We start from the raw sequence: 14881 nt of genomic DNA, 5'->3' as shown, positions 1-14881 counted from the left end.
AGGAGGAATGCCCGTGTCTGAGACCATTGCCTTGAATATTGTCAAAGCCCGCCAGACCAATGGTCTGATGGAGGCACAGCGCTTGAATGGTATGAGCGTTGCCCAAGCCTTTGATGTGCAAAATGCGGTGATGCATCAGCTCAAGCAATCGGCCACAACCTTCAAAATCGCGCTCAGAAAAGATGGCACAGCGGTGGGGGCGCCGATCTTCATCAATCGCAGCATCGTGGATGGCGAAACCATCGCGATTTCTGATACCGGCTATACCGGCATTGAGTTCGAACTTGCCGTTGTTTTGAAGAGCGACATCACGGCCTCCATGGCAGCCGATGGGGCGGAAGGCATTTTGCCCGCCATCGAGCGTTTTATCTTTGGTTTTGAGATTTGTGCGACACGGTTTTCTGATCCGCAAACGGCCGATGAAAATGCCCAACTGGCCGACAACATGTCCAACAGCGCGTTTGTTGCGGGCAACGAGGACTGGGCTGGTGGTGTCGATATTGACGGCGCAGACCTTATGATCTCTGCCAATGGAGAAACAATCTTTGCGGCCCAGGCAAAGCATCCCTTTGGTGGTGTCTTGGCTCCCATCCTTGCTTACGCATTGGCGGATGACGATAAAATCGGCTTGTTGAAGGCGGGCAATATTGTCACCACCGGCTCTCTATGCGGTCTTTTAAAAGCATCGCTTCCTGCGACACTCGAAGCCAGGGTCAATGGCGCTTATGAACTGCGCGCCACCCTGAATCGCTGATCATTTAATGGCAAAGATTGCCATTAAATTTGACAGGTAATGCCATTTCTCGTTATTCTATTGGAGATAACCAAGGAGAACTGTGATGGCGACGATGAATGTTTCTCTGCCTGATCCGATGAAGTTATGGGTTGAGCGTCAGGCGAGCGATGGACGTTATAGCAACACCAGTGATTATGTCCGGGATTTGATCCGCAAAGATCAGGAGCGGCAAACTGGAATTGCGACCTTGCAAGCCGCCATCACTGAAGGTGCAGAAAGCGGTGCCGGGCAAGCATTTGATGCCAGTGCGTTCAAGTTGAAAATGCGCGAGCGTCATGTCGTCCGCTGATTCGGCACCTCTCAGGCTTTCGCCAAAAGCACTTGAGGATCTTGAAGAGATCTGGCGGTATACGGCCGAAACATGGTCGATACCGCAGGCGGATCGCTATGTGGATGAGCTATCTCACGTCTTTGATATTCTTGCTGCCATGCCGACCATGGCGCGTGAGCGTGCTGAGTTTGTGCCGCCCGTGCGTATCCATGTGCATCAAAACCATTTGATTATTTACACGGTTGGCAAAGATCATATCAACGTGTTGCGTCTGCTGGGTGGCAAACAGGATTGGCGTGCAATCTTGCGCGCCGTTGACGATCCATAGAAACCTTGAGTCTGTCAGGTTCCAATTGCATCTGACAGACTCAAGATTGCCTTGTTTTCGTTAGTCTATTCGGGAAAATCGGATTTCAGTTTTCCCTGACAAACTCTAGATATAGGGCCGTTCTTCATGTGTCGGCGGTTCCCACTTTGCCAATTCCGCTAAGGCTTTGGGTTTAAGCACTTCGCAGCCACGATCGCGCCAGCGGATCAGTTTTAAAAGCGCCAGCTTTTTGAGCGTCTTGTTGGTGTGAACGATGGAAAGACCCAGAGTATCTGCAACCATGCTTTGGGTCACGGGCAGAAATGCACTGCTTCCAGAAGCAATCCCTGCCCGCTGACCACGGTGATGCAAAAAGGTCATGAGATAGGCTGCACGCTCAAGCGCATTGCGCCGTCCGATACTGAGCAGATGCTCATCAAGAATACTCTCTTCACGGGATGCAAGCCATGTGATGTCAAAGGCAATGCCGGGGTGCTTTTCGAAGAGAGAAAATATGCGGCTGCGTTCAAAAACGCAAAGCCTCATGGGCGTAAGCGCATCAACGCTATGGTCCATATGTTCCAATATCGCGCCTTGAAGGCCAATCATGTCACCGGGCAAAACGTAGTTGAGGATTTGGCGGCGGCCATCCTCCAGCGTTTTGTAGCGAAAGCCCCAGCCTTCCAGAATGGTGTAAAGATGTGGGCTATGCGCTCCCTCTGCAATGACTGTCATGCCTGGTTCGCAGCTCAATTCACCGGACTTGAATGACGCGATAAAGTTCTCTTCATTCGTTGTGTGAGGCCGAAAAGCGCTGATTGTCTTCAAGGGACAGCTTGAACATTTTGTTGGCGAAGCGATAATGCGGGAATCCATAAAATTTCTCCTTCGCGGCGCAATCTTCCCTTATCGAAAATGAAAAAATGCGCTTTTGGTTCCTTAAAAGCATTGGGAACATGTCTTTTTTAAATGACAGTTGCGGCCATGACTGCTCTTTTCACTCCCTTGGAGGGCATTATTGAGCCTCCCCCACCCCGGACCGGTTTGTCCGATGACACCGATCGGCGGCACAGGAGTAATATCTTTGAATGGGTTTGTTCCCCGCATTCTGATTGCGGATAATAATTATATGATTGGTCTCGAAGCGCAGCGGATCCTCACGGAAACGCTGCCTTGTACTGTTGAAATTTGCCGTCGCGATGATCTCGCGCAGGCGCTTGCCGCCTCATTTGATCTGGTTTTTGTCGATGCGGCTCCCACGCCCGAGGCGCAAGCCCATCAGGCAGAAATTGTTCGCGCCTCCCGTGCCGGACTGGTGTTTATGCACACCGGTCAATTGTTTGATCACGAAGGAATCCAGGGTGATATTTTGGCGGTGTTTGAAAAGCCGTTCTATGAGCACGCCATTCGAGATTTCTTGATGGGGCTGAATTTCAACGCGAGCAAGGTTTCATAATAGAGAATTGGCCGAAAAGTGGGAACCGTTTCCCGCTTTTCGGACCGATGGCGTGTCGGGTTCAGGCCAAACCAGATGCGTTGCAAGGTGTTTGGGCAGATTGTTTTGGTTTTAAAAAGCCCGATTGCGATCTCCCTGAGACATTCAAAGACGGAGTTTCGCGGGCAGAGGTGGGATTCATTACGATACGGCTGACGGCCTGATGACGGCCGCAGTATGAGCATCAGGGCCGAAATCGCCCTCTCCATCAATGCCAAGCAGTTCCTGAAGCCGCGCACGTGCGCGATTGATCCGGCTTTTGATTGTTCCAACGGCACAATTACAGATTTCTGCGGCTTCATCGTAACTGAAGCCCGATGCAGATACGAGAATGATCGCTTCGCGCTGATCGTCTGACAGTTCAGCAAGCGCTTTTTTGAAATCTTCCATATCCATCGCGCCGTGCTGATTTGGCTGCACTGCCATTTGCGATGTGTAAATATCGTCTGGATCACCAATCTCGCGTCCGCGTTTGCGCATCTGCGAGTAAAACTCGTTGCGAAGGATGGTAAAAAGCCATGCTTTAATATTGGTACCGGCCTCAAAACTGCTTTGTTTGGCCCAAGCCTTCATGATGGTTTCTTGCAGCAGATCGTCTGCTCTATCAGGCACGCCTGAGAGCGACAATGCAAACGCGCGCAGACTTGGAATGCTGGCCAAAAGAAGTCGTTTGAAATCGTGATCGCTCGGGGTCGTATCAGTCATCGGATTTCTTCCTTGCCGCTACGCTTGCTTTTTCGGCTTGGTCCAATTTATCCAAAAGCATCAATAAATTATCGGGAACAGCCTCCTGCTCCAGTTCCTGGTAGAACTTCCTCAGCTGTTTTGAAATGCCGTCGTTGTTCTGGCCAGCTTGCGATGGCGGCGATCCGTGGTTACTGTTATCGACTGTATTGTTCATCGTCACTGCTTTCTAACATAGCTTTTCACGACAACGCGGATTGCCCATTTAAGTTCCGTGGTTTGTAAAAATTGCGTTTCTCTAACCTGTTCTCCCCAACCCATCCTGCCGTTGCTTGGGAAAAGGCGTGGTGCTGTGAAAACTGCCTTTGAATCATCCTTGCCGCTTTCAAAGGTTATATATGATTTCATTTCGAAATAAATCATATACTGCCGGAACAATCATGCGTCGATAACGTTTATATCCCATGGAATAAAAGGAGAGACATCATGCTTTATTATTCACTGGTATTTCTCGTTGTGGCATTGATTGCGGCAGCACTCGGTTTTGGCGGCATTGCAGGTGCATCCGTCGGAATTGCAAAAATTCTATTCTTCATCTTTATCGCGCTGTTCATCGTATCCTTGGTATTTGGCGGATTTCGTCGAACTTAAGGTTTGAAAACACAGAGATAAAATGAATAAACACCGCGGCTTTACAGGCGCGGTGTTTTTTTATGCTAAAATCTATCAACGCCGTCTGTATTGTCTTTTGAGCTTAAAGGCATTTGACCGAAAAGGGCGGCGGTTTTGCACGATGCTCTCAGTTTTTGTTTACGCATCGGCCAAAAACCGGTTCGCACTTTTCCCGGACAAACTCTAGAAGAATGCGCGCCGCCTGACGGGCGCAGATCCTTCGTTTTCGAGCGGGCGTGTCTCGGGCTTTTCAACCGGACGCTTGATGTCGATACGGGGTCTTCCAGCCAATAAATCGCCGTTGACAGAATTGCACTCCCCGTAAATTTTAAAGCCGGGGATGTTAATTTTGCGTATTTCATCTTCGCGTTGGGCGGTACAGCTCATGGCACTGTCGTAGGATATAACCCGCACAGGTTCGTTCACGCAGCTTGTACCGCTTGCGGGGCAAGCGATCAGCACGAGAACCGCTGCAAAATTACCCATAATGTCCCCCATCCTGGAGCATCGGATTTATCCGAAAACCGGTTCCCGCTTTTCGGCCAATGCCCTATGCAAAGATTGACAACAGCGTGCCATTTCAATTTTGCACGATGTTCAAATTCTCTTGGGGAAACGAAGTCGAGAGGGTTTTGTTCCTGACGATCGCCGTGTTTTTGCCATGTTTATGGCTGGCGGATAAGATTATGGATGAAGCTCAGCTTGTCGATGACAGGAGTGGTGAGGACAAACGGATAGAGATCCGGCTGTCCCATGGCTCGGTTGAGCGCATTGACGGATACAGTCAGCGGAATCCACATCTTGATCATCTCGTCAAACGACAGATTTGTGTCTGAGCCCGATGATGAGCCGACACTCCCCGTCAATCCGTGGGAAATCGCCGTTTCAAGGCTATCAGAAATGTGCAGATAATGCGCCCAGCTTTCGGCAAAATCCTCGTGCGGGTGGCTGGAAGCATAGGCACTGATAAACGTCTCCTGCCAGTTGGGGGCAGGCCCATTGGCATAATAGGTTTTCAACGCCTGCTGATAGTCGTCACGTTCGTCGCCAAACATTGCCCGAGCCTGGTCGATCATGCCTTTCTTTTCAACCAGTTGGTTCCAATAATAATGGCCGGATTCATGGCGGTAGTGTCCCAAAAGCGAGCGAATAGGTTCGTCAAATGCGTCTCGTCTCGCTTCGCGCTCAGAGCCATCTGCTTCTGCGACATCAATGGTGATGAGGCCATCGTTATGGCCGGTCATAATGGAATCCTTGGGGTCATCCGACCAATCAGCCAGCAATTCAAAGGTCAGTCCGTGTTCCGGGTCTTGCATACGCGAAACAACCGGCAAACCAAGATGGAAGACGCCGTAGAGAAAATACCGTTTGGCAGCTTCCAGCCGTCGCCAACGCTCCAGATTGGCATCATTGGTGAGGTCCGGCACCACGCTGCTGAGCCGGCAGGCAAAGCAATAGGGTGTGCCATCCTTCTCATTCACCAGCCAATTACACCCGCCTTGTTCGGCATTGGCACAAACCAAAAAACCCAAAGGCGGTGCCTCCTGATAGGCAACCATGTCTGCGCGGGATGGCATATAACCGAGCGAGCGTGCGCAATTAACGCAACTGAAGCTGTCGAAGAAAACCGGATTTTCGCAGCCTGTGCAATGAAATAGCTTCATGATTTCCTCGTTACCAGCGCGATGCGCACCAATCATCTCTACAGACCAAGCGCTTGCTCGCCGCACAGTGCCCGCAATACGACTTATTCTTACAGCGCCGTGCGCCATATATGGCACACGGCGCTGTAACGCTTTAAATCTGCTGCATAATTTTCACCTTAAATCGATTCCGATTTAAGGAATTATGCAGTAGGCTATTCGTTGACGTCGACAGGGAATTTCAGATTGTAGAAAATGCCGCGATGATCAATTGAGTAAATGGCTTGACCATTGACCGAAACCGGCACGACTTTTTCCAAGACAGTGCTGCCAAACCGTGCTTTCAGTTGCTGGTCAGCAGCCTTGGTTGCTTCTGGCAGATCCTCTTGCCATCCAACTGTGATAAACGGCTTGCCATCAACTTGATCTAGCTGGCAGGAGACGCGAATGGACCCCGCAACGCCCAGACCTCCACCATAATTGATTGAATTTACAATCAATTCATGCAGTGCCAAGCCGATATGCATGGCGGCATTGGGAGACAGCAGGATATTCTGCCCCGACATTTCAATTTGGGCGACTTTGCCTGGATTGCTGAGTTCAAGCTGCGCGTTCAGCAGATCCATAAAGCCAACGCCGCGCCACTCTGACTCGGTCACGATATCCTGCGCTTTGGAGAGAGCGTAGAGCCGTCCGCGGAATTTTTTCAGGAAATTATCAAGCGTTCCAGAAAACCGCGCGGTTTGCGAGGCAATTCCCTGCACAACGGCGAGAAGGTTTTTGGAGCGGTGGCTCACTTCCATCAACAGCATCCGCAAGGCGCGTTCGCGCCGCCGCTCCTCTGTTTTGTCTTCAATGGCCATGATGGAATATAGGCCGTGCCCCGGTATAGACACTTTGCGGCAGCGAAATTCAAAAACGCCGTTTTCGGCAAGATCAATTTCCAGCGTGGCATGATCGCCCGCATTCTGAAGTTTACCCCGCAAACTCACCAGGCTTTCGGCAATTGCTTCGCCAAAAATCGCAATGTCAGTGGGTGGATTATCCGATTGTGCTTGCCATATGTCTGGAAGACCGGTGATGCACATGCATCGGCCTGCATCATTATAAAGCAAATAACAGGCACCCAGATCGATCAACGCATGAATGAAGAAATCGCGTGAGACCGCTTCAATTTCTCCTGGCTCGACCCATGAAAATCTCCGCACCTGATCATTCTCCGATTTTCAGTCATTCCAGTTTTATCGCCGCTGCAACGGCGCACATCGTAGGTGAGACGCAAGGCGCAACAAGGCGTTATCAGGATGGTGTTTCACATGCCCATCCTGACAAACGTCATATTATGCGGCCTTGCTTGTCTTGGTGATGAGCAATCACGCAAGTTCCTTTTGCCGGACATTAAAGAACAAAGCCTGACTAATCAGTGCTTTGACCATGTCCGGGTTGAAAGGCTTGGTGACCAAAAATGCCGGTTCAGGGCGCTGGCCCGTCAAAAGCCTTTCTGGAAATGCGGTAATGAAAATCACGGGTATGGTATCCACGCTCAGAATGTCGTTCACCGCGTCAATGCCGGAGCTTCCATCCGCAAGCTGAATATCTGCCAAAATCATCTTCGGCTGGGTTGCGTTAAACAGCTTCACAGCTTCCGCATGGGTCCGCGCGATGCCGGTGACGCGATGGCCCATACTTTCCACCATCTGCTCAATATCCATCGCAATCAGAGGCTCATCCTCGATGATCATGATGTCGGTTGCCACTTGCTCGGAAATCTGGCGAGACGCTTCATCAATCAGCGCAGAGAAATCAGCCTCACCGACCCCCAGAATGTCTGCCGCTTCACTGGGTGAAAAGCCTTCCAGAGACACAAGAAGAAACGCAATCCGTTCGGTCTTGGGCAAATTCAAAAGATTGTCGGATGCGCGGCGCTCCCAGGCAAATGGCGATTCCTGCGGCGTGACGACCACATCGAGGCGATCAAAAATCTGGGCAAAAAGCTTGTAAACCGCAATTTTATCATTGGATGCGGTTGGGAAAATGGAAAGGTCGGCAATCAACGCCTCGAGCGTCGCCGCCACATAAGCATCCCCTGAAGATTGTGAACCGGTAACGGCACGGGCAAAGCGCCGCAGATAAGGAAGATGAGCTGCAACACGCGCTGTCAACGACATTAATACTCTCCAGTCTTTCTATTTTTTAAGGCGCAATCGCCCCCACTGAGCAATAACGAGTTGCGCTCAAAAAAGTTCCTGCGTCGAGACATTTTTTTCTATATTTTTTGAAGACAGAGTTTCTTCACCGTCGGAGGCAAAACGCTCGTCGTAAGGCCGTTCTTTCGCTTGTGGAGGTGGAAGCAATCACGGCATCCAGCGCTGTGTCGCGCAAGATATATTTGCAATATCACACATACTTGTCAGTGAACACAGCCTGTTCACTCAAAGGCTCGCTGGGCCATTTTCATGGGCCGATGGCTTTGCGCCGAGGTCTGCCAACGCTTTTTCAATATTGCGCAACGTGTCATTCAAACCATCATCGTCAATCATCGGGCTTTCGGACGCGGCCCGCTGTTCGCCGCGCGCGTGATCGTAAAGACCCCTCAAAGCCTCAATCTTCTCGTCCTTTGTCAGGTTTTCGTCGTTCACAATGTCCTGCATGCGGGTTGGGAGATCGTTTGCGGTTTCCATGGGGTAATCCTTTCACATCCGCGTATTGGAGCAACATCAATTCTCAATCGCGATTTCAGGTGCAGCACCTTGTCTTTGACGCGGCTCTATATGCGTGACTTCATTTGGATTTGGTGCTTTTTGTCACGGCGAAGGCAGCGAGTGCCACGCAAGCAAGCGTCAGCACGGGCTTGTTGCGCACCAGCTCAGGCAAGATGCCAAGGGCAGTTTCTGCCAATTGCAATTCTGGTGACACGCTGGCACGCAGTCTTAGCATCTCAAGTTGGCGTCTTTCAGCCTGACGGTTCAACAGGTGGGTAATGCCCCATGCGAGCAGGCACAGCACAAGCGAGCCTGCCGCAATCACCATGCTCGCGTTGACCGGCCCGTAAATATTGGCGACAGCGAACCATGCGGCAACGACCAACGCGACATAGGCTGTTGCCATGAAGAGCACGATGAATGCTCCGCCTGCCGCATTGCGTTGAACAGCCCGCGCCTGGGGCACAATACGTCCCATCAATGCGGATAGAATGTGACCGGCGGCATCGCCCATAATAACTCTCCAGCTTAGCGGCGCGACGATAGCAATGCGGCGATAAAGCCAATTCCGGCTGCTATGCCCACGGAAGCAAGCGGATTGCGACGAATTTGCGCCTCGAGGTCACTTTCGGCCGCAACGATGCGATCCTTGATGTCGGATGCGGCGGCAGAAGACCGCTGGGAGATTTCTTCTGCAATCGATCTGGCCTGATGCTGGGCCTCGTCGAGCTTGCCATTGCCGAAGCTGGCAACGATTTTTGTAAGCGCTGAAATCTCGGCGCTCAACTTTTCAAGCTGTTTTTCAACATCGGCTGAATTTGCATAGTCGATTTTCTCAGCTTCTTTTGCTTGGGATGTTGTTGCAGCCATGATCGTTTCCTTTTCGCTGTATCAAACTGAGTTATAGTCAAACAACGTCGCGTGTCAGTTTTTGTTCCCTGTCCTTTTGAGCGGCCCCTGGAATCATGCCTGAAGGATAAACAGCGGGAACTTTGAATGCGCGACTGCGTTGATGGCCCGTTGTGATTGTTTCAGACAAGATAGGCAGGTTCAGCAGAATAATCCATTGCGCTAAATCAATCCTGGTGCAGAGATTAAAACTGAGGCTTCAGCCGCGTGGATGTCTTCATGACCAAAAGCTTGGTGCACGTCGGTATGACTGCGTCAGTGCACTGGTTTCGATCTTGGGAGGAATTCGGAACATATTTATGATAAACGGCTTTCGCCCGGAGTATCCGCCGGTCATCTGATGTAAATTGGACGCATGACATTATGAAGTTAAAAAGAAAATTTATTCATTCATCGCTGTTGATGATGATTGCGGGCATCTCCCTTCTTTTGGCTGTTGTTGGATCGACCTTGGTATTGATCAGCAACACGCGCGATTCATTTGATGTTCTGGTCAATGAACGTGCGGTGCGCAGTGCGGCCGCCGATCTGTTTAGTCTGATCCAAGATGCAGAAAGCGGGCAGCGCGGATATATGCTGACCAGTGACGCCAAATTTCTGACGCCCTATAAAGAGGCCACGAAGGATGTGGCGGAGGCTGTCGATAATCTCGTTTCGCTGACAAAAGCGCGCCCGAAGTATAAAGCTCTGGTGGATCCTATTCCTTCGCAGATAAACGCCAAACTCAATGAGATGGCGACCACGCTGACCTTGGCAGCCGACGGCAAAACGGCTGAGGCCATGGCGATTGTGCGCGACGGGCATGGTCAGAATTTGATGAATACGCTGCGCCGGCAGTTGCAGGCGATTATCGATTTGTCTGATGCCAATATCCATGACAGCATCAAACGGCAGGTTGCTGGATCGGACCAGATGAAATGGATCATGATCGGGGCCGCCGTCGCCATCATCGCCATTTTGATCATTTCGATTTTGATCATCCGACAGTATATCCATTCCATCAATGATGCCCACGAGGAAGTGCAGAAGTTCAACACGGCGCTGGAAATGCGGGTGGAGGAGCGGACGCAAGATCTGGTGCGCGCCAATCAGGAAGTGCAGCGTTTTGCCTATATCGTCACCCATGATCTGCGCGCGCCGCTGGTCAATATCATGGGCTTTACCACGGAGCTGGAAAACTCCCTGACGATGATGCAGAACTATGTTCTGGCCGATGGCGCACCGCTGAGCCCGGATGATATTGCCAGGGCACGCGAAGCGGCGGCGGAGGATGTGCCGGAGGCCCTGCGCTTTATCCGCTCCTCAACATCGAAAATGGACGGGCTGATCAACGCGATCTTGAAAATTTCACGCGATGGCCGCAGGCAGTTGAAGCCGGAAATGGTTGATATCCGTGCGATTGCGGAAAACAGCGTCAACAGTTTGAAGCATCTCATTGATGCCGCCGATGGCGAGGTGCAAATCTCCCCCTCCCCGCTGCATGCTGTTAACGATCGCCTGTCTCTTGAGCAAATCTTTACCAACCTGGTGGATAATGCCATCAAATACCGTTCCCCTCAGCGGCCATTGAAGATAAGTGTGACCACAAAACGGGTGGGCGGATTTATAGAAGCAACCGTTGAAGACAACGGGCGCGGAATAAGCGAGGCCGATCATGAGCGGGTGTTTGAACTTTTCCGCCGGGCCGGTCAGCAAAACCAGACCGGTGATGGTATAGGATTGGCACATGTCAGGTCTCTGGCACGCAATCTCGGCGGCGATATTTCTGTTCGCTCCGAGCTTGGCAAGGGATCGGCATTCACACTCACGGTGCCTGCAGATTTATCGGTCGTCTTAAGGAGAGTTGGCGTATGAAGGCGAGCGGAAAAGAAGTTACGATCGTGATGATCGAAGATGATGAGGGCCATGCGCGCCTCATCGAAAAAAATGTTCGGCGCGCTGGCGTCAACAACGAGATTATTCCATTTACAGATGGTGGTTCCGCGCTGGATTTTATCTTAGGCGAAGATCGCAGCGGTGTTGTGTCTATCGATCGCTATCTGCTGGTGTTGCTGGATTTGAACCTGCCCGATATGCAGGGCACGGAAATTCTTGATCTTTTGAAGACCAATCCCCACACCAAGCGTTTGCCGATTGTTATTCTCACCACCACGGATGATGAGATGGAAATCCAGCGGTGCTACGATCTGGGGGCCAATGTCTACATTACCAAACCGGTGGATTATGACGGCTTTGCCAATGCCATCCGCCAATTGGGCATGTTTATTTCCGTGATGCAGGTTCCCTGATAAAGCGAGGCGGTGCCTGTCCGGTCAGCATGCGCGATCCGGGCTGGCGCTCACGTTAGCAGTAGCGCCATGCCTGGAAGCAGGATCAGTAAGCCGATTCGCAAGATGTCCATCAAGACAAACGGTGCAAGGCCTTTGAAAATCGTGCGCAGCGAGACATCCTGAACCACGGCTTTGAGCACAAAGGCATTCATGCCCACCGGCGGCGTGATCAGGCTGACTTCTGTGACCATGACAATAAAGATGCCAAACCAGATGAGGTTGATACCGTGCGCTTCGGCGATGGGGTAAAACACTGGCACGGTCAGCATGATCATTGACAGGCTTTCCAGCACGCAGCCAAGCAGCAGATAGATCACCAGAATGATCAGGATCAGGCTGATGCGGCTTTCACCGAAGATGCCGATGAATGTCTGGATGTCTTGCGTCATGCCGGACATATTGACGTAATTGGTGAAGGTGAGCGCGCCAAACAGAATGAAAAACATCATCGCCGAGGTTTTCATCGTCTCATAAAGGACCTCAAACAGGCCTTTGATGCTGAATTTTCCCAGTAAAATTGTCAGCAGGAAAGCGCCCCCTGCTCCCATGCCTGCACTCTCGGTTGGGGTGAATATGCCCAGATAAATGCCGCCCATCACAAAAGCGAAAAGCAAGATTGCTCCGGCTGAGCCCTTCAAAGCCTTCACGCGTTCCATCAGCGGCAGTTTCGGCTCTGTTGGCAAGGTGCCCTTGTAGAAAAACAGGGAAATACGAACAGCGATGATATAGCCAATCACCCCGACAATGCCGGGGATGATGCCGGCCAGAAACAGTTTGCCAATATCCTGTTGAGTCATGATGCCGTAAAACACCAAAATCACTGAGGGCGGGATCAATATGCCCAGAGTGCCGCCTGCTGCAATTGTCGCCATCGCCAGATGATCGGGATAGCCGAACCGGCGCATGGAGGGCAGAGATATGCGCGCCATGGTCGCGGCTGTTGCCATCGACGATCCGCAAACCGAGGAAAAGGCACCGCAGGCCAAGACGGTTGCCGTTGCAAGGCCCCCTCTGCGGTGGCGCAGCCAGGCATAGGCGGCGTTATACAATTCCTCGGCAATGCCGGATTGCACCACGAAATATCCCATGATCAAAAACAGCGGCAGGACCGACAACGAGTAATCCCGGCCATAATCAAAAAACACCGTGGCCACCAGAGAAAGGGCCGGAGTCATGCCGATGATGGACGCCACCCCGACAAGGCCAACAGCCGTCATCGCAAAGGCAATGGGCACGCCGGTAAACAGCAGGGCGAGCAAAATGGCAATGCCAACAGGCCAATGCTGCATGGGCTTAACCTTTGATGGAGGAATGAGATGGTGCGAGGAAGGAAGCCATGAAAGAGGCTGCCGCACTGGCAAACGTACAGAGCGCGCAGAAATAGCCAATCGGGGCAATTGGCAAGCGCAATGTCGTGGTGACATCGCCATAGGCCGCAATCTGGCTGGCATGCAGCCAGATTTGCCAGCCGATCAGCGTGAGAATAACCGTGTTGATGACGCCGATGGCCGCCATGCGCCAGCGTTCAGACCATTTCGGCAGGTGTTCGGTCAGAACGTCCACGGTCACATGGCCATTTTCAAGCGTCACGGCAGGCAAGCCCATAAAAATAAGCGAGACCAGCAACAACTCGGTCAGTTCGCCAGCCCCCCGCAAGGGGCTGTTGAAAGCGTAGCGGCCAATCACGTCGACAATGGTCATGGTCATCATCACAAGAAGAAGAATGCCGCCCAAAAGCGCCATTACTCGTTGCAACCATATCACCGCTCTACTGTTCGACAGCGCCGGGGCTGCCGAGGGGAAGTTTTCCGGCAATCTGTCTTGCGACATCATTTCGAAGCCGCAGCCAGTTCTGACATGAACAGATCGTGGGCGGCTTTACCGTCAATGCCGGTTTTCGATACAGCCTCGATCTGTGCGTCAATGGCAGGCTGGAGCGCTTTTTTCCAAGCCGTCAGTTGCTCATCCGTGGCAGCCGAGATTTTAATCTTGCCTTTCATGGCGTCCAGCCCCTTGGCATCGGCGCGATCCCACATTTGCCCGGCCATGCGCGCCAGGGCTTCGCCAGTGATGCTGTCAATTTCGGCTTGCTGCTTTGGTGTCAGGCTGCGCCATTTTGCCTTGTTCATCACAATGAAAAACGAGGTGTTGTACAACCCGCCCGGCACGGTAATGGCTGCGCTAAGCTCAGGGATCAGCTTGAAAGAATTGACCGATTCAAACGGAAACAGAATGCCGTCAGCAACGCCCTGGCTCAAAAGCTCATAGGCCTTGGACGATGGCCCTTCGACAGGAACCGCCCCCAATTGGGCAACGATCTGATTGACGAAGCCACCGCCGGTGCGGAGCTTTTGCCCTTTGAGCACGTCCACGGAGGTAACATCGCCTTTTTTCAGAAAGATCTCGCCAGGGCCATGGGTGAAGACAGCCAGGACTTTGACTTTGTCATACTCGCCAGCCTTAAAGAGCATTTTCTCATAGGTGCGCCAGTAGGCCACCGAAATGGCTTCAGAGCTATTGCCCAAAAACGGCAGTTCAGCAAGATTGGTGGTCTTGAAGCGTCCGGCATTATAGCCCTGCACCCCAAAGGTGATATCCGCAACGCCATTGGCGGCAAGATCAAACTGCGCAGGCGGCGGCCCCAAGGGGGCGGGCAACATGCTGGTGGTGACTTCGCCGCCGGTCACCTCGGAGATTTTCTGTGCCATGGGCACAATAACCTCGGAAACGAGAGGATGCGACGGCGGCAGCCAATTGGCAATTGTCAGCTTCGTTTCTGCAAAAGTGGCAGAAGCAAAGCTCAAACTGGCAGCGGCCGTGATGGCAAACAAGGTCTTTTTCATTGTGATCCCTTCTGGCGTTGTTATGGCGCAAGCCCCTCTTGAAGGGGGTTTTTATGCAATATTGCATCATGCTGTCGATCTCTGCCGGATACGCTGTCTCTGAGGTTCAAATTGAACCTGACAGCCTCTAGAATGCAAACAAGTCCTCGGCCAGAGTTCATTGCTGTTGTATTTTAGATGAATATTACTGCTTTCCCCTGATCCGTAAACTGAAATAAATTGATAAATC

20 protein-coding genes are annotated in these 14881 nt (G+C 51.8%); 7 read left to right on the top strand and 13 right to left on the bottom strand.

Translation table 11 applies throughout. The features are described from left to right. Positions 1–13: 13 nt before the first annotated feature. The 3 genes from BJF95_RS10495 (at position 14) to BJF95_RS10485 (ending at position 1395) form a co-directional block, all read left to right on the top strand. Positions 14–754 (top strand): hypothetical protein, encoded by a 741-nt coding sequence (locus tag BJF95_RS10495; RefSeq protein ID WP_139317468.1) that lies wholly within the window; start codon positions 14–16, stop codon positions 752–754. A gap of 85 nt (positions 755–839) precedes the next feature. Then, a complete protein-coding gene (locus BJF95_RS10490) occupies positions 840–1085 on the top strand; it encodes a type II toxin-antitoxin system ParD family antitoxin (protein ID WP_075639431.1) in 246 nt (81 codons plus the stop codon). Next, positions 1072–1395: a type II toxin-antitoxin system RelE/ParE family toxin gene (locus tag BJF95_RS10485; protein ID WP_075639430.1), complete on the top strand. Its 324-nt coding sequence runs from the start codon at positions 1072–1074 to the stop codon at positions 1393–1395. The genes BJF95_RS10490 and BJF95_RS10485 overlap by 14 nt, the downstream gene beginning before the upstream one ends. A gap of 105 nt (positions 1396–1500) precedes the next feature. Here BJF95_RS10485 and BJF95_RS10480 read toward each other — a convergent pair whose 3' ends face one another. Then, entirely contained in the window at positions 1501–2250 is a 750-nt protein-coding gene (locus tag BJF95_RS10480; RefSeq protein WP_075639429.1) for a Crp/Fnr family transcriptional regulator, read from the bottom strand. Positions 2251–2458: 208 nt separating this feature from the next. On the opposite strand from BJF95_RS10480, the gene BJF95_RS10475 reads away from it, so the two are divergent. After that, entirely contained in the window at positions 2459–2830 is a 372-nt protein-coding gene (locus BJF95_RS10475; RefSeq protein ID WP_139317467.1) for a hypothetical protein, read from the top strand. A 180-nt stretch (positions 2831–3010) separates the two neighbouring features. Here the strand turns inward: BJF95_RS10475 and BJF95_RS10470 are convergent, their stop codons facing one another. Continuing rightward, on the bottom strand, positions 3011–3574 hold the full coding sequence (locus BJF95_RS10470) for a sigma-70 family RNA polymerase sigma factor (RefSeq protein ID WP_075639427.1): 564 nt from the start codon (positions 3572–3574) through the stop codon (positions 3011–3013). Next, entirely contained in the window at positions 3567–3770 is a 204-nt protein-coding gene (locus tag BJF95_RS10465) for a NepR family anti-sigma factor (protein ID WP_075639426.1), read from the bottom strand. Before BJF95_RS10465 ends, BJF95_RS10470 begins: the two co-directional genes overlap by 8 nt. 269 nt (positions 3771–4039) lie before the next feature. On the opposite strand from BJF95_RS10465, the gene BJF95_RS10455 reads away from it, so the two are divergent. Further along, a complete protein-coding gene (locus tag BJF95_RS10455) occupies positions 4040–4204 on the top strand; it encodes a DUF1328 domain-containing protein (RefSeq protein ID WP_075639424.1) in 165 nt (54 codons plus the stop codon). A gap of 204 nt (positions 4205–4408) precedes the next feature. Here the strand turns inward: BJF95_RS10455 and BJF95_RS10445 are convergent, their stop codons facing one another. From BJF95_RS10445 to BJF95_RS10415, 7 genes are all read right to left on the bottom strand, one after another. Further along, positions 4409–4711, bottom strand: a complete 303-nt coding sequence (locus BJF95_RS10445) for a hypothetical protein (protein ID WP_139317466.1) — start codon at positions 4709–4711, stop codon at positions 4409–4411. A 179-nt stretch (positions 4712–4890) separates the two neighbouring features. After that, positions 4891–5889, bottom strand: a complete 999-nt coding sequence (locus tag BJF95_RS10440) for a zinc-binding metallopeptidase family protein (protein WP_075639522.1) — start codon at positions 5887–5889, stop codon at positions 4891–4893. A gap of 194 nt (positions 5890–6083) precedes the next feature. Further along, complete coding sequence (locus tag BJF95_RS10435; RefSeq protein ID WP_075639421.1) at positions 6084–7076, bottom strand: sensor histidine kinase; 993 nt, start codon at positions 7074–7076, stop codon at positions 6084–6086. A gap of 165 nt (positions 7077–7241) precedes the next feature. After that, on the bottom strand, positions 7242–8036 hold the full coding sequence (locus BJF95_RS10430) for a response regulator (protein WP_075639420.1): 795 nt from the start codon (positions 8034–8036) through the stop codon (positions 7242–7244). Between the two features lie 264 nt (positions 8037–8300). After that, a complete protein-coding gene (locus BJF95_RS10425; RefSeq protein ID WP_075639419.1) occupies positions 8301–8549 on the bottom strand; it encodes a hypothetical protein in 249 nt (82 codons plus the stop codon). A gap of 100 nt (positions 8550–8649) precedes the next feature. Beyond that, entirely contained in the window at positions 8650–9084 is a 435-nt protein-coding gene (locus tag BJF95_RS10420) for a hypothetical protein (protein WP_075639418.1), read from the bottom strand. A gap of 14 nt (positions 9085–9098) precedes the next feature. Beyond that, complete coding sequence (locus tag BJF95_RS10415; RefSeq protein WP_075639417.1) at positions 9099–9440, bottom strand: ElaB/YgaM/YqjD family protein; 342 nt, start codon at positions 9438–9440, stop codon at positions 9099–9101. Positions 9441–9842: 402 nt separating this feature from the next. On the opposite strand from BJF95_RS10415, the gene BJF95_RS10410 reads away from it, so the two are divergent. Together BJF95_RS10410 and BJF95_RS10405 are read left to right on the top strand one after the other, a co-directional pair. After that, a complete protein-coding gene (locus tag BJF95_RS10410; RefSeq protein ID WP_083638779.1) occupies positions 9843–11333 on the top strand; it encodes a sensor histidine kinase in 1491 nt (496 codons plus the stop codon). Continuing rightward, the gene (locus tag BJF95_RS10405) at positions 11330–11767 is read left to right on the top strand and encodes a response regulator (RefSeq protein ID WP_075639416.1); all 438 of its coding nucleotides are present in this window, start codon (positions 11330–11332) and stop codon (positions 11765–11767) included. Before BJF95_RS10410 ends, BJF95_RS10405 begins: the two co-directional genes overlap by 4 nt. A gap of 50 nt (positions 11768–11817) precedes the next feature. Here the strand turns inward: BJF95_RS10405 and BJF95_RS10400 are convergent, their stop codons facing one another. From BJF95_RS10400 to BJF95_RS10390, 3 genes are read right to left on the bottom strand one after another with little or no spacing between them, the layout of a single operon-like run. Next, a complete protein-coding gene (locus tag BJF95_RS10400; protein WP_075639415.1) occupies positions 11818–13098 on the bottom strand; it encodes a TRAP transporter large permease in 1281 nt (426 codons plus the stop codon). A gap of 4 nt (positions 13099–13102) precedes the next feature. Beyond that, on the bottom strand, positions 13103–13639 hold the full coding sequence (locus tag BJF95_RS10395) for a TRAP transporter small permease (protein WP_083638788.1): 537 nt from the start codon (positions 13637–13639) through the stop codon (positions 13103–13105). After that, on the bottom strand, positions 13639–14652 hold the full coding sequence (locus tag BJF95_RS10390) for a TRAP transporter substrate-binding protein (RefSeq protein ID WP_075639413.1): 1014 nt from the start codon (positions 14650–14652) through the stop codon (positions 13639–13641). Before BJF95_RS10390 ends, BJF95_RS10395 begins: the two co-directional genes overlap by 1 nt. Between the last annotated feature and the right edge of the window lie 229 nt (positions 14653–14881).

This window comes from Rhizobium oryziradicis, assembly GCF_001939045.1.
GTDB lineage: Bacteria > Pseudomonadota > Alphaproteobacteria > Rhizobiales > Rhizobiaceae > Allorhizobium > Allorhizobium oryziradicis.
The sequence above is the reverse complement of the archived record's forward strand: the minus strand, read 5'-3'. Positions and strand labels throughout refer to the sequence as shown.